We start from the raw sequence: 14,773 nt of genomic DNA on the forward strand, positions 1-14,773 counted from the left end.
CTTTTTTGCACCTCTATTTTAATTTTACATCTTTCATTGCCTGCGACCAAATACAAACAGGACCTGTTGTTAATCCAGAAACGCGCTTAGAATATAAGTTAAATGCTTTAGTACCATACAATGGGAAATAAGGAACCAATTCATTTTCACGAATCATTGCCTTTGAATAATATTCTTTGGATTCTTCTTCACTACTTGTATTTAAACCAGCCTTTAAATCGTTATCCAATTCTTCATCTTGAATACGAGAGAAGTTATATGGATTCTTTGTTGCCAAAGTTGTATTTGAATCCGTATCAATAACACCTTGATAGCTAGAAGACACAAAGTAAATACTCCAATCATCCACTTGTGCATCATCACTAATTGTTGATAAAACCGTATTATAATCAACGCTAGATTGTTTTAAATCTATACCAATTTCTGACCAAGATTTTTTAAACATTGGAATCAAAGTTTCCAAAGCCGGAACATCTACACTAACCAAGAATTTAACTTCAAGCTTTTGACCATCCTTTTCACGAATTCCATCACTGCCAACTTTCCATCCAGCATCCTCTAGGATTTGTTTGGCCTTTTCTAAATCATAACGATATACAGTCAATCCTTCTAACGTTTCATCTCCAGTCACATAACTTCCCACTAAATTACTAACTGGATTCCAATATACTTCTGGAACATAACCAATCAAATCTTTTTTCACTTCATCACTAGCCTCTTCATATTTAAAGAAGCTATCTACAAATGATTCACGATCAATCGCATATGCCAAAGCCTGGCGAACTGCCTGATCTTTTGTTGTTCCACTTGCACAGTTAAAACCTAAGAAGCCTTCTCCAGCTGTTTTATAGCTAGACACTTTTAAATTTTTATCCAAGCTAGCCTGACCAATCTTAGACTGTTCAATATTAGCCGGAAGAAGATCCAAGTTTCCTTTCTTCAATTCAGATAGTTCTGTAGATGAATCTGTTTTCTTAATGATAATACGATCTACATCATATTCACCATCTTTAAAATCAAATTGATCATTCTTCACAAAAGTAGCTCCCTTTGATTTATCAAAAGACTTCAACTTATACGCACCCGTACCAATAGGCTTTCCTGATTTCTTTTCAATCTTCTTTGTATGACCCTTCTCATAATTAAATTGTTCATCCGAACAAATTGGCTGCGTACCAAGTGTACTAACCGCATCAATCATTGGACTGGATAAATGAAATACAACCGTATAATCATCTGGTGTTTCAATACCTGTTAATTCCTTTGCATCTCCACTATAGTAATCTTCATATCCCTCAATATTACTTGGAACCGTTGATAAATAACCTGTATAACTTGGATCGGATAAAACTGTAAATGTATATTTTACATCACTTGATGTAAATTTAGTTCCATCACTAAATTTAACACCCTTTTTCAATTTAAAAGTGACCGTCTTTCCATCCTCACTTACTGTAGGCATTTCCTTTGCCAAGTCTGGATTTAATTCACTCTTCGCATCATATTTCAACATGCCTTGATAGATCAAATTAATAACATCTCCATCAAAACCAGACAAATAATATAACGGTGAAAATACACCACTCATTTCTTGACTTGTTCCAACTGTCAATGTTTTTTCATTAGACTCTGATTGTGTACCACTTGCACAACCACTAAGTCCCAATAATAAACTCAACGATAACGCCCCTGCTTTTTTAATTTTCATGATCATCACTCTCCCTTTATCGGCACAAATTTAGCTCGGTTCATTAATGGATGCTCTAAATGAATCGCATCATTTGGACATACCATGACACAACTGCCACAATAATAACACTCACCAGGATAAGCTACTATCGGTGGTTTTCCTGGCATCAAAATGTCACACTGACAAATATTGACACAACGATTACAACCAATACATTTATCTTCATCAAAAGTAATTGGTTTTACACTACAGCTTTGTTTTTCAAAATTAAACTCCATGTGAAACCTCCCTTATATAATCCTGATTGCGTTTTTCATATTCCTTTTGAATATCTCCATAATAATCCAAAGATTTTTCACCACGAACCGCCTTACCATTTTCTTGACGAATCGTGATAAAGCAACGATCTTGTTCAGGATCTTTTTCAGGATAATCACTACGATAAAAATGAAGCTCATCACTACTTGACTTTCTAAATAGACAAGCCTGCATAATCATTTTTGAGACCTGTAAAATATCCAACACTTCATGTGTACGCATTAAATCATGTGGATTTGTACAAGACAATTGTGGAACCATCTCATTTTCATATGTATTCAATAAAGATAAGCCTTCTTGTAGTAATTCTTCACACTTAATTCCACCACAATAATTTTGCATGCACTTCGCAATGGCTGCATTCAACTCTTTCCAATGCATACCATTTTCAACATATAAAGGTGCATATAAACGTTTCTTTTCTGCTTCTACATCCAAAATATCATATTCAATTATTTCTTTATTATCACACGCATCTGCTGCTTTTCTTCCTGCGTAATAACCTGTTGCACATGCATATCCGCAACAGTCTGATGCATACAATTGATCTCCTGCCGCATAGATTCCTTCAACATTCGTCATTAAATTCCAATCCGTAATAATTCCCCCAGGTGCTCCAAACAATTGTCTTTCTTGATCCAAGAAGTTGGCAGATTGCCAACCCGTACCATAGCTTTGTAGAATGTGTTTTTCCGGATCAAAACCTTTTTCTGTGTAATACTTCAAAATAGGTACTTTGGTCTTTCCTTCTTCACCAACCATCATGCCCCAAATCACACGTCGTTCATAATCTGGCATTTTCGATAGGTCTGCATAGAAAGGAAGCTTATAGCCTCGCTTCATCAATTCTTCAAAATCTAAAGTTTCAGGACCGCGATATTCATATTTTGCCTCATCAATAACACCACCCTTTAAGAAAAATTTCTGTCCAGGAGCTGGCATATATCGATCTAAAACCGTTTTTAACTCATTTCCATCACGATCCACATAAGGAATTTCTTTACCACGCGCATCTACCATCGTAGCTGCATACCATGTATTATGGTTATTTCCTGTTCCATAAGGTGGAAAACTTCTTCCAGAAGCACTAAATTCAGCCTTCACACTTTTTTCCATCATTGTAAATTCAACACCCGCACGATATCCCATCGCATGGCCTGAGCCAATACTTTGAAAAGGTCTAAATTCACAAAGACCCGTTAAATCCGAATCAAACAACCAAACACGAGCCGGTCTAGACATAGTAAGAATCGTTGTTTTTGATTTAAATACATAGAATTTACCTGTACGCGTATGCATTCCCATCGCGCCAATCCCACATTTCTTTCCATCCACAACGGCCGTTAATAATCCTGTTGCCTCAACTCGATCATATATTTTTACACCTAATTTTTTTAATTCCTTATATAAAGATGGCTTAAAAGTACTTCCCCAAACACGGAGCGTAAACTTATTTTTATAGTCATACGCAAACATTAACTTGGTCTTTTCATCACGAAATGGTGCACCTTCAAATTCATTTTCAGTATCACGAATCTTTCCTCCAAAAGACTCCATATCCAATAAACGATCATACCCTTCACGACATTCTATATAATGTCCAATTCCATTACTATATTTTGACTGTTCATCAATATAGGCATGCGCAATCTCTTCTGGCGTTACTTTAGAGCATGGATTTGTACAAGCTGATTCCCAATGATCAAATCCACTTCCTGCAGATCCACTTCTTTCTGTTGAACCTTTTTCAACCAATATAACAGACTTTCCCTTACGAGCTGCTGCGATTGCCGCATAACAACCAGCAAGTCCGCCGCCTAAAACAAGTACATCACAACCGTCTTCTTGGGTTTGTCCAATTTCATTTTCATATGGCCACTTTGACATATATTCCCTTCTTCCTATCAAATATAATACGATTATATCATGCTTACATTTATTTTCATTATTATTTTACAATTTCTTACAACCTCTTTCTTATGATATACTTCTAGTATGTGTACAAGCTTTCGATATACACCTAAAGTAGCCAAAGCCTTTGGTTTAGAAGAAAAAGACATTCATCCGAGTGACAAATGTCTTGTACTTACTCGAAACCAAAAGAAAATGGTGCCATTTGGGTATAAAACCAACAATTTAATCTTAAATGCTAGACAAGAAACGCTCTTAGAAAAGCCTTTATTTAAAGATTCCATGCACTGTATCGTGCCTGCGGGAAGCTTTTACGAATGGGATTCCGGTAAAAATAAAGTGGAATTTTTTTGCGAGCACATTCTCTATTTTGCAGGACTTCTTATTGATGAGCATCTTGTCATTGTTACTACAGATGCGAATGCATATGTAAAACCTGTGCACTCTCGAATGCCAGTCATACTTGAAAAAGAAGATATAGATCCTTGGTTAAAGGATAGTTCTAGAACCAAAGAAATCTTATCCAAACCAGGCATTGTACTTCAGAAAAAGCAACTACAAGAACCACTTTTCTAAAGGAGGTATTATGAATATTACAGAGTTTCAAAAATCCAGATTCGGACTTTTCATTCATTGGGGAATCTATTCCATTCCAGCACGAGGTGAATGGGTCAGAAGCAACGAAGAAATGAAAGAAGAAGATTATATTCCTTTTGCGAATGAATTTGATCCAGATCTATTTAATCCACACCAATGGGCTAAATTGGCCAAAGCAGCCGGTATGAAATATGCCGTGATGACTGCCAAACACCACGATGGATATTGTATGTTTGATACAAAGACTACAGATTGGAAGGCGTCCAGAGATTATGTCAGAGAATTTCTAGATGCCTTTCGACAAGAAGGATTGAAAGTCGGTCTATATTATTCCCTGCTTGATTGGCATCATCCTGACTATCCTCACTTTAAAGATCGACATCATCCAGAAAGAAACAATGCAGAATATGATAAACCAATTTGTTTTTCAAACTATTTAAATTATATGCATACTCAAATCAAGGAATTACTTACAAACTATGGAAAGTTGGATATCATGTGGTTTGACTTTTCTTATGACAACATGACAAAAGATGCATGGGATGCCCACAAAATTGTAACAATGGCAAGAACTTACCAACCAGATATGATCATCGACAATCGTTTAGAAGGAGATGGTGTACATCCTGGAACCATTATGGATGCACATCCTAGTTTTACATCTGGTGATTTTACCTCACCCGAACAAATGATTCCACCACAAGGTCTTCCAGTGCCTTGGGAAGCTTGTATTACGATGAATGAACATTGGGGATATTGTGTCAAAGACACGAACTATAAGTCCGCTAAGCTAATCATCCGTACTTTAGTAGAATGTGTATCCAAGGGTGGAAATATGATTTTAAATGTGGGGCCGGATGCTAGAGGTCAGTTTCCTAAAGAATCTATTCAGGTATTGAATGAAATTAGTGAATGGGTGAAACTGAACCAAGATTCTATTTATGGGTGTACAAAGTGTGAATTAGAAAAACCAGAATGGGGAAGATACACACAAAAGGGAAACAAAATCTATATGCACATTTTTGATGAGAGTATTTTTGATATACCTGTTAAAATCAAAAAAGAAAAAATCCAAGGCATAAGAAGATTGTCTGATCATTCTCAAATCAAAATTCAAACGCCTTGGAACGCAGAAAGTTTTCCTGACTATACATTTATCGATATTGATACCCATTCACATCATTGTCCAGATCCAATTGACACAGTGATTGAAATCACATTAAAAGACTAGCTTAAATTTCGGCTAGTCTCTTTTACTATATAGATCGGTCTTTGTTTACTTTCCATATAATCTTTTGTCGTATATTGACCTAAAATAGCCACAAACAACATTTGAAGCCCACTCAAAAACAGAATCAAACATACTAAATAAAACATGGATGTGACATGTGCTAACAATCCAAACAAAGCCATTAGAATAGACGAAATCATAATAACGGCTCCAATATTACCAATCCATACAATCGGCGCTGTAGAAAAGGAAAACATACCTTCCATCGCATATGCGAATAGTTTAGAGAAATTCCATTTAGAATTACCTGCTGCTCGTTGTACATTATGAAATTCAATCCATTTTGTATCAAATCCTACAAAAGAAAATAATCCTTTCATATAGCGATTGTATTCTTTTAATTCTAGAATCGCATCCACCATTTGTCTTGACATCATACGAAAATCACCACAACCATCACTCATATCCATTTTGCACATCTTCTGCATCACTTTATAGAAAGCATGCGATAAGAAATTACGAATCTTACCTTCTCCCGTACGGTCTACTCTTTTTCCTGCACAACAATCATAGCCTTCTTCACTAACCGCCTTATACATATCTTTTAATAATACAGGAGGATGTTGCAAATCAGCATCCATGATCACAACATAATCGCCACTTGATTTCTTTAATCCTGCAAACATAGCGGCTTCTTTACCGAAGTTTCTAGAAAAAGAAATAAATTCACAATGCTCATCCTTTAAACTCAAAGCTCTTAATATATCTTTTGTGTGATCCTTTGATCCATCATCCACAAACAACAATTCATAGGTAATGCCTTCTATTTCATTCAATACTTCGCTTGTCTTTTTATAAAACACGGAAAGAACTTCTTCTTCATTAAAACAAGGAACGACAACACTAATTTTGTTCATACAACATTTCCTCCTTCTTAGAAAATATATGTGATTTACACAAGAAATAATTGGCCAAAACAGTAATCACACTAACTAAAATCTTGGATAGTAAATTTGAAATATGTAAGCCATCAATACAGACAGCGAGCAATGCATTTTCTACAATCAACGTCATAAATCGTAGTCCAAAAAACTCGATACATTCTTTTTTCATATCATTACTTGAATGAAATACAACTTTACGGTTTGAAAAATACGCAAAAATCACGGCAACTAGCCAAGCTAAACTATTACTAATAAGCCAATCGATTCCTATCTTTAAACAAATAAAATAAACAATATAATTCACAAGAGTTGTAATAACTCCCACAATTCCATAACTTATAAATTCTTTGACTTTTTCCATATCCAGAATCCTCCTATCATAATGAAAAGAGCGCTTATACCAAGTCCTGCATTCTTAAATGGCGCATGAAATTGAATCGTAATTGTATGGCTTCCCTTTTTGATTTTGCATCCCACAAAAGCCTTATTCACAATTTCAACATTCTGCTTTTTTCCATCAATATATATTTCATATCCCTTTTCATAAGGATATGAAGTTACTAAATACCCATCTTTAGATGTTGTTACTTTCCCCTTAAATATATAAGCTGTCTTTAATGGTTTTACTTTAGTTACAACTCGATCAAACACATTCATATCACATGTATAAATACGAATATTGGATATCTTGTATTTTCCTTTAGATAAAGTAACATCAAATTGTTTTAATTCTTTTTTAGAAAGAATATACGTAAAATGTTTATTTCCATTTGGATACACAGAATGTTTTTTTGACAATGTATTCTTCATTCCGTTTATGGATATCGAAACCTTTTTATCTGTATAATTCTTTATATCAAAATCAATACAAATCAGCTTATTTTTAGCATCAAAATCAATGGGTATTATTTTTTTCGTTTTCTTTTTGTTCTGAATCAAAATCGATTGATCTAAATTCTTTATAAGTTTCATCTTCGAGGCATAATCATTACTTGTTTCACCATTCACAATCGTACGATTATAGATGGTATCCAAATTATATGGATAAAAGAGTTTATCAAACCTAGATTCACTTATCGTATCACTCGTGACATAGACCATTGGAAATACATTTTTATTCTTTAATAATTTATATTTTCCTTTACTATCTACTTCTTTATATCCATATAAATTCGATTCTTTACTGAGTACATTTTGAATCCCCATCATACTCAAATATAAATAATTCTCACTATCCGTTATGATTGTTCGATTGGATTGGGAAATAGGACTTTTTATAATGTCATAAATGAAAGTATTATATAAAGAATTGCTTGTTGATGTATAGCTAGATGCCTTCATTTCTTTTAGATCATAGATATGGTTGACACTATAACCTATCCTATCTAAATCGGCTGTTCGTTGATTCAAATCATTTCTTTGCATTAATTTTTGTTTATCCTTGGAATACACTGAATTATAAAGTTTTAAATCTAAACATTGATTGTAGTTTAATCCAGTAAAAACAATTATAGGAATCAGTACATACATCATTAAACATTCTTTTTTATCAATAAAGTAATATCCAATAAATACAAGTGAAATTAATAATCCAAGAAGTGTTGTTTTGGTGCATAAAAATAAACTAGCTAAAATCAATAACCATTTATTCAACTTTCTTTCCTGTAACCAATAGGCAAGGATCATAAGCACGAGTGGTAGACATAGCACCAATATTTTTGTGCGGGCATATAAAGTTCCATTCAATATATAGGAGAATATCGGGAAAACAAACATTAAAATCAACAGAATCGATAGTTTCCTTGTCTTTTCAAATTGAATTCCTTGAAATAAGGCAATCCAGCTAATCACAGTCAACCCACATCCATAGCTATCATAGACAAGTCCTTTTAGAGTAAAGTTTGGAATTAATAAATCGAATAGGTTGGTTTGTACAACGGATTTATGATTATTTAAAATTAAATATCCAGTTGGTAGCCATAAAATCGTAGCCATACCAATACCAATAATTATTGGAACAATCATTTCTTTTACTGTCTTATTTTGATCATAATCATATAAAAGCAGAATCAATATCATGCCTGGCGTATAGAAATAATTATGGAAAAGTGACATACAGATACATAGACTGATCCATTGTCTTTTATTTTTATCGATTAGAATGAATGAAAGAAATAAAAAGGGAAGAATTTCTATAAACATGATTTGTTGGTGGGACTGAAAGAAACAATTGGCACATATGCAACATATGCTTGAAAAGAAACTAATCGAATCTTTGTATCCTTTATTTCTTAGCCAACAATAACAAAGTCCTCCTGTAGATGACCATAGAAGTGTTGCATAACCTATAATAAAGAAATGTATTGGAATATTTGGAAATAAATAAGAAACTAAAACGTCTGGCCTTAATAATCCATAATACGAAAAACTAAAGGTATTGGTTTGTCCTTGAAGATTCGCAAAACTATCTGGAAGTAATTGTTTGGTCTGTCTAAAATAGTCTGCCAAAGATACGTGTTGTGCTAACCAGTCTAACTTTGATCCATACATGGAATATGTGGATACACAGAGTACAAATAGAATAGGTAATATAAATAGTATTGTAATGTAAAACTTATCTCTCTTTTTCATGGTTTTACTATACAAAATAAATCTTAAGTATCGACAAAAGGAAATATTAAACTTTCCTAAATATATTAAGAAGATTTAAGAAATACATAAGTAGAGTGTTAAGAAATGTTTGTTAGAATTTTTTTGGTGATAAGTGTGAAAAAGTTATTATTATGCATCTTAAGTTTAATACTTTGTCTAAATACATCTGTAATTCATGCCAAAGAGCCTGAATCTTTAATGATTGTTGCCCATCCAGATGATGAAACGATTTGGGGTGGATCTCATTTAACCCATGGGAATTACACCGTTTTATGTATTACGAATGGAAACAATAAAAAAAGAAAAAAAGAATTTATGAAAGTCATGGAGAAAACACATTCCAAAGGAATTATTTTATCTTTTCCAGATAAGACAAAGGGTAAGCGTGATAACTGGAAGTCTTGTAAAAAGGATATTCAAAGAGAAATCAAAAAGGAAATCGATTCTAAGGATTGGAATCAAATTGTAACGCATAATCCAGATGGTGAATATGGGCATATCCATCATAAAAAGGTATCTAAGTATGTTACTATGATTTTGAAAAAGGAGGATAAGACCGATCAGCTTGTATATTTTGGTAAATATACATCAAAGAAAAATAAGGCTAAATTAAAGAATGAAAAGAAATTATCCAAGAAAGATTATAAAGAAAAATTGGATGTCATTCAGTTGTATTCTTCGCAATCGAAAGTGATGGATCATTTACATCATATGTTGCCTTATGAAAATTGGAAACCCTATAGTAATTGGGGTAAAATAGAATAAAAGAAAGGGGATGTGAACATGCAGACGCGTATTTTAGTGGCGGATGATAATGCAGAAATCCGTGAAATATTAAGAATTTTATTAACTGGCGAAGGCTATGAAGTGATTGAAGCCAAAGATGGAAATGAGGTCCTTCAATTGTTTGATTCCTCCATCGATTTAATCATTCTTGATATTATGATGCCGAATATGAATGGTTACCAGACTTGTCTAAAGCTTCGTGAAACAAGCAATGTCCCTATCTTATTTTTAACAGCCAAAGGATTAGATTCGGATAAGACGCTTGGTTTTTCAAGCGGCGCTGATGACTATTTGGCAAAACCTTTTTCTTATAGTGAATTAACGGCAAGAGTTAAAGCTTTACTTCGTCGTTATCAAGTTTATAAAGGAAAAAAAGAAGAAGCATCACTTGATACAGAAAAGGATTTAAGTGTTGATGGTCTTACTTTGCGTTATGCCCAACAAAACGCAGAAGTCAATGGAAAGGAAGTTGAGTTAACGGATATTGAATTTAATATTTTGAGTACGTTGATGAAGAATCCTAAACAGATTTTTTCAGCTGAACAATTGTATGAAAAGGCTTGGAATGAACCTTATTATTATTCGGCAAATAATACAATTATGGTTCATATTCGTAATCTTAGAAAGAAAATCGAGAAGGATCCCGCCAATCCAGTATACATAAAAACAATTTGGGGAAAGGGGTATCGTTTTGAATAAAAAACTAACGAGACTGTATCTTTCTCTTCTTGTTTTTTTATTGAGTTTTTTCGCAATATATTCTCAAAGATTTGTCGTATATGATTATTTAAATGCTCATTATAAGTATTCGGATACTTTATCTAAAGAAAAAATCAAAGAGGCGAAGGCGTATTTGGATGAACAAGAACAAGTGGATTTCATGGACCACACTCAAATTCGTAAAGATTTAAATCAATTATTAAATAAGGGAAGTTATCAAGTCATTTTATATAAAACAAAATCAAATAAACCAGATGATAAAGTCATCGATTCTATACTTGCGTTTTGTGGCCGTGCTCCTTTAAAAAATGCACAAAAGTATAGTATTTTTATAAAGAGTTCGAGTAAAACGAGTTGTATTGAATGGTATCCATCTTTTACAAATTATTATCATTCTTATCGTATTTTCGACTGTATTTTAAGTCTTATTATAACAATCCTTTTTTATTTACTTTTAAAAAATCTTAAACCACTTTGTTCAAAGAAAAACGTCTTCTATTCCTTATCCAGTCGTATGATGTTCTCTTTTCTTTGTGCAACATTGTTGGTATTAACTTCTTTTTCATTTCTATATTTAAAGCGCAGTGCTGTCTTTGAGTTTTTAATGGATACTTTTTATCAATCGGAAGATTATTCTTCTTATGTAAAGAAATTAGAAAAACAACTCCAAAATTTTGATTTAACGAAAGAAAACAAAAAAGTCATCAATCATATATTAAAAGAAAATGCACTCAATCATGCGTATGTGGAATTATATGATCAGGATGGAATCTATTTTACGGACAAATCTCCATCAAGAAGCAATAATTTATTGTTGTTATATAGTTTTGATGATTTGGATGTCTTGGAAGCCCCATTGTACTATGATTATCCAATACATTTTAAAAACCAATCCGTTTATTTATATATCACTTCTTTTCCAATGATTCCATTCCAAATTCCTTATATTATTCTTTCACTTTTGGTTTCCTTCTCTTTCTATTTGATTATCCTACAAAGCTTTATCCGTAAACGAATTCAGTCCATTCAAAATTTACAGGAAGATGTCTTTACTTTAGCAATCGGTGATTGGAATCATGAAATTGTTGTTAGTGATAGAGATGAGATTGGACGTTTGGCCCAGGACTTAAATCAAATGCGTATTGCCTTTCTACAAACAATGGACAATGAACAACAGGCTCGTGTTGCGAATAAAGAATTAATTTCTTCTTTATCCCATGATTTGAGAACTCCACTAACAACATTAAAGGGATACCTTGAAATCATGAATTTAAAAAAGGATGATATTAAATTTCGTGATCAATATCTTCAAAAATGTTTAGATAAGGTTGAAGAAATCACATATCTTTCCAATAAAATGTTTGAGTATTCTCTTGTCTTTTCAACAGAATATAATTCTGATTTATCGAATATTCCTGTTCAAAAGCTCATCGATACATTGGTAGATCATATTCAGTATTTAAGAGAAATGGATCTTCATATTTTATATGAACCTCTACAAACTTCTCTATCTATGGATGCGAATTTTGCGATGATTCAAAGAATATTAAATAATGTATTCTCGAATATTCAAAAATATTGTGATCCTTGGAAAGATATCGTGATTCAAACATCAATTGAAGAAGACCGATTAAAAATGAGTTTCACAAATTCAATCAATCATCATTTAGATAAAGTAGAAAGTAATGGAATTGGTTTGAAGAGTGTTAAAAAAATGATAGAAATCCACCATGGGACTTTCTATCAAGACGAAACAAATGATTTATTTACTATTATATTAACTTTTCCTATTCATCAGTAAGAGTGATTCTTACTGATTTTTTTATTACGAAATCAGTAAATTTATGATATTATTATTAGCGTTCGCTTTTTGGTAGATATTGGAAACGTCTTTGATTGAACAACACAAAAAGTTTTATTCAGGAGGAGAAAATATATGCCAAAAACAAAATTCGAAAATATTGTATTCACTTTATTAATGTCTTTTTTGATGGTTTATGCCATGATTTGTTACAACATCGCTTTAAATATGGGTGGAATGTCGAATCAAGTCTTTTTGTTAGCCTTTCACGAATTGGTTATTATGTGGCCAGTTGCTTTTATTTTAGAGTATTTCATTGTTGATAAAATGGCGCATCATCTAGCCTTTAAAGTTGTAACACCTAAGGATCGTCCATTCTTTATCACACTTGCGATTTCTTTCTACATTATTTGTATTATGTGTCCAATTATGAGTTTGATTGCGACCATTCTTTTTAAAACGCCAGGTGTGCAGATTATTTCTGTCTGGTTCATGACTATTTTATTTAATTTTCCAATGGCTTTCTTTTGGCAAATTTGTTACTGTGGACCATGTGTTCGTTGGATTTTTGGAAAACTATTTCACTAGGAGCAACATATTGCTTCTTTTTTTTGTTCGATTATAATTAGATTGATATTGAAAGGACTGTTTTAATATGAATAAAGAATTGATTGAAGAACTAAAAAAACAAGATTTTAATATAGTAGCTGTATCTAAAACGCGTACAAAGGAAGAAATTGATGAAGTTGCGCAAATGGGTTTAACTACTTTTGGAGAAAATCGTGTACAGGAATTTATAGATAAGTATGATCCAAAATATACTTGGCATATTATCGGACATCTACAGACAAACAAAGTGAAATATATTATTGGAAAGGTCGATGTGATTGAAAGTTTAGATTCATTGAAGTTGGCTGAAGAAATTGAAAAGCAGGCTAGTAAGCATGGGATCGTTCAAAAGGTATTAGTAGAACTTAAAATATCAGAAGATCCAAATAAAACAGGCTATCCTTTTAAAGATGCGAAAAACTTTATTTTCCAACTACAGGAATTTAAACATATTCAAATCAAAGGAATAATGTGTGTGGCATCTAAGACGGATGATCAAGCTTTAGTTGAATCTGAGTTTGAACAAATGCATAATCTTTACTTAGAATTAAAAGAGCAATATCCAGATATGGACACTTTATCTATGGGTATGTCTCAAGATTATAAGTTAGCCGTTAAGCATGGTTCGAATACAGTTCGAATTGGTCGTGCTATTTTTGAATAATTCTTTTAATGGTGTTATACTAGTCCCATGAAAAATTCAAATAAAAGAAAATTACAAACCAATAAGATACTTCTTATTGTGGCATGTGTTTGTTTAATAGTTGGTTTGTTTACTGTTTTGTTGTCAAACAATTCAAAAACAAAAGACAATGAGCACCACAATTATATCGCGACTGTCATGATTGATGCAGGACATGGCGGGTATGATGGAGGAACAATTGGTGCTGATGGTACTTGTGAAAAAGATTTGACTTTAGAATTAGCTCTAGAAACAGGTAAACAGCTACAAAAAATCAATCCTGACATCAAGGTCGTTTATACTCGTACAAGTGACAAAATCACTTGGTCAGAAGATGAAGTAGAGGATTTAACAGCTCGAGTTGAAATGGCAAAAAAAGAGAATGCCGATTATTATTTCTCGTTCCATATCAATTCAAATGACGATCCAAGCTGTGATGGATATGTTTCTTATATTCGTAAAGATGATAAAGTAAGTAAAAAAATCACTAAGTACCTATCTAAGAATCTATCTGATATAGATTGGAGTTATGATCGTGGTACCCTTACAACAGAATCTTATCCTTTGCATGTGGTTGATCTACAAAAAATTCCATCTATTCTTTTTGAAGCTGGTTTTATAACAAATCCTAATGAGCTTCAACAGTTAAAGGATAGTACAAATCAAAAGAAAATCGCAAAGGCTGTTGCGAAAGCTTTTGATAAATACATTACTGAAAATAAATAAAGAAAAAAACCGATATTTTAATCCTACATATCGGTTTTTATTATAGTTGGGTAACCAATTTTAATTGGGGTCATTATTTTTGGGGTCTAATTTGGGGTCAATTTTA

At 32.7% G+C, this 14,773-nt stretch carries 14 protein-coding genes; 8 read left to right on the forward strand and 6 right to left on the reverse strand.

Going from position 1 to position 14,773, the window contains the following annotated elements; all coding sequences use genetic code 11:
* Nucleotides 1-13: 13 nt before the first annotated feature.
* The 3 genes from DWY01_RS06835 to DWY01_RS06845 are packed head-to-tail and all read right to left on the reverse strand — an operon-like array spanning nt 14 to nt 3,895.
* Nucleotides 14-1,708, reverse strand: coding sequence for an ABC transporter substrate-binding protein (locus DWY01_RS06835; RefSeq protein ID WP_117995427.1), 1,695 nt, complete (start codon nt 1,706-1,708; stop codon nt 14-16).
* Between the two features lie 5 nt (nt 1,709-1,713).
* Nucleotides 1,714-1,968, reverse strand: a complete 255-nt coding sequence (locus tag DWY01_RS06840) for a ferredoxin family protein (RefSeq protein ID WP_117995412.1) — start codon at nt 1,966-1,968, stop codon at nt 1,714-1,716.
* Nucleotides 1,958-3,895 (reverse strand): FAD-dependent oxidoreductase, encoded by a 1,938-nt coding sequence (locus DWY01_RS06845; RefSeq protein ID WP_117995413.1) that lies wholly within the window; start codon nt 3,893-3,895, stop codon nt 1,958-1,960. Before DWY01_RS06845 ends, DWY01_RS06840 begins: the two co-directional genes overlap by 11 nt.
* Before the next feature lie 108 nt (nt 3,896-4,003).
* Here DWY01_RS06845 and DWY01_RS06850 point away from each other — a divergent pair, with 108 nt between their 5' ends.
* Complete coding sequence (locus DWY01_RS06850) at nt 4,004-4,495, forward strand: SOS response-associated peptidase (protein WP_117995414.1); 492 nt, start codon at nt 4,004-4,006, stop codon at nt 4,493-4,495.
* A 10-nt stretch (nt 4,496-4,505) separates the two neighbouring features.
* Complete coding sequence (locus tag DWY01_RS06855; protein WP_117995415.1) at nt 4,506-5,747, forward strand: alpha-L-fucosidase; 1,242 nt, start codon at nt 4,506-4,508, stop codon at nt 5,745-5,747.
* Here DWY01_RS06855 and DWY01_RS06860 read toward each other — a convergent pair.
* From DWY01_RS06860 to DWY01_RS06870, 3 genes are read right to left on the reverse strand one after another with little or no spacing between them, the layout of a single operon-like run.
* On the reverse strand, nt 5,744-6,664 hold the full coding sequence (locus DWY01_RS06860) for a glycosyltransferase family 2 protein (protein WP_117995416.1): 921 nt from the start codon (nt 6,662-6,664) through the stop codon (nt 5,744-5,746). The two genes, DWY01_RS06855 and DWY01_RS06860, sit on opposite strands and share 4 nt — an antisense overlap.
* Nucleotides 6,651-7,052 (reverse strand): GtrA family protein, encoded by a 402-nt coding sequence (locus DWY01_RS06865; protein ID WP_117995417.1) that lies wholly within the window; start codon nt 7,050-7,052, stop codon nt 6,651-6,653. The genes DWY01_RS06860 and DWY01_RS06865 overlap by 14 nt, the downstream gene beginning before the upstream one ends.
* A complete protein-coding gene (locus DWY01_RS06870) occupies nt 7,028-9,241 on the reverse strand; it encodes a YfhO family protein (protein ID WP_158553666.1) in 2,214 nt (737 codons plus the stop codon). The genes DWY01_RS06865 and DWY01_RS06870 overlap by 25 nt, the downstream gene beginning before the upstream one ends.
* 216 nt (nt 9,242-9,457) lie before the next feature.
* Here DWY01_RS06870 and DWY01_RS06875 point away from each other — a divergent pair, with 216 nt between their 5' ends.
* From DWY01_RS06875 to DWY01_RS06900, 6 genes are all read left to right on the forward strand, one after another.
* A complete protein-coding gene (locus DWY01_RS06875) occupies nt 9,458-10,108 on the forward strand; it encodes a PIG-L family deacetylase (RefSeq protein ID WP_199519910.1) in 651 nt (216 codons plus the stop codon).
* Nucleotides 10,109-10,126: 18 nt separating this feature from the next.
* On the forward strand, nt 10,127-10,828 hold the full coding sequence (locus DWY01_RS06880) for a response regulator transcription factor (RefSeq protein ID WP_117995420.1): 702 nt from the start codon (nt 10,127-10,129) through the stop codon (nt 10,826-10,828).
* The gene (locus DWY01_RS06885) at nt 10,821-12,650 is read left to right on the forward strand and encodes a histidine kinase dimerization/phospho-acceptor domain-containing protein (protein ID WP_117995421.1); all 1,830 of its coding nucleotides are present in this window, start codon (nt 10,821-10,823) and stop codon (nt 12,648-12,650) included. The genes DWY01_RS06880 and DWY01_RS06885 overlap by 8 nt, the downstream gene beginning before the upstream one ends.
* 135 nt (nt 12,651-12,785) lie before the next feature.
* Nucleotides 12,786-13,238, forward strand: coding sequence for a DUF2798 domain-containing protein (locus DWY01_RS06890; protein ID WP_117995422.1), 453 nt, complete (start codon nt 12,786-12,788; stop codon nt 13,236-13,238).
* 67 nt (nt 13,239-13,305) lie between these two features.
* The gene (locus DWY01_RS06895; protein ID WP_117995423.1) at nt 13,306-13,923 is read left to right on the forward strand and encodes a YggS family pyridoxal phosphate-dependent enzyme; all 618 of its coding nucleotides are present in this window, start codon (nt 13,306-13,308) and stop codon (nt 13,921-13,923) included.
* 27 nt (nt 13,924-13,950) lie between these two features.
* The gene (locus tag DWY01_RS06900) at nt 13,951-14,667 is read left to right on the forward strand and encodes an N-acetylmuramoyl-L-alanine amidase (protein WP_117995424.1); all 717 of its coding nucleotides are present in this window, start codon (nt 13,951-13,953) and stop codon (nt 14,665-14,667) included.
* Nucleotides 14,668-14,773: the final 106 nt, after the last annotated feature.

The organism is Eubacterium sp. AF22-8LB, assembly GCF_003458715.1.
Lineage (GTDB): Bacteria > Bacillota_I > Bacilli_A > Erysipelotrichales > Erysipelotrichaceae > Holdemanella.

Bases quoted from the DNA above. Each gene is read 5' to 3' on its own strand.
- DWY01_RS06855 (WP_117995415.1), top strand. From the start codon at position 4,506: ATGAATATTACAGAGTTTCAAAAATCCAGATTCGGACTTTTCATTCAT.
- DWY01_RS06840 (WP_117995412.1), bottom strand. From the start codon at position 1,968: ATGGAGTTTAATTTTGAAAAACAAAGCTGTAGTGTAAAACCAATTACT.
- DWY01_RS06860 (WP_117995416.1), bottom strand. From the start codon at position 6,664: ATGAACAAAATTAGTGTTGTCGTTCCTTGTTTTAATGAAGAAGAAGTT.
- DWY01_RS06870 (WP_158553666.1), bottom strand. From the start codon at position 9,241: ATGTATGGATCAAAGTTAGACTGGTTAGCACAACACGTATCTTTGGCA.
- DWY01_RS06865 (WP_117995417.1), bottom strand. From the start codon at position 7,052: ATGGAAAAAGTCAAAGAATTTATAAGTTATGGAATTGTGGGAGTTATT.
- DWY01_RS06900 (WP_117995424.1), top strand. From the start codon at position 13,951: ATGAAAAATTCAAATAAAAGAAAATTACAAACCAATAAGATACTTCTT.
- DWY01_RS06835 (WP_117995427.1), bottom strand. From the start codon at position 1,708: ATGAAAATTAAAAAAGCAGGGGCGTTATCGTTGAGTTTATTATTGGGA.
- DWY01_RS06890 (WP_117995422.1), top strand. From the start codon at position 12,786: ATGCCAAAAACAAAATTCGAAAATATTGTATTCACTTTATTAATGTCT.
- DWY01_RS06850 (WP_117995414.1), top strand. From the start codon at position 4,004: ATGTGTACAAGCTTTCGATATACACCTAAAGTAGCCAAAGCCTTTGGT.
- DWY01_RS06845 (WP_117995413.1), bottom strand. From the start codon at position 3,895: ATGTCAAAGTGGCCATATGAAAATGAAATTGGACAAACCCAAGAAGAC.
- DWY01_RS06880 (WP_117995420.1), top strand. From the start codon at position 10,127: ATGCAGACGCGTATTTTAGTGGCGGATGATAATGCAGAAATCCGTGAA.
- DWY01_RS06895 (WP_117995423.1), top strand. From the start codon at position 13,306: ATGAATAAAGAATTGATTGAAGAACTAAAAAAACAAGATTTTAATATA.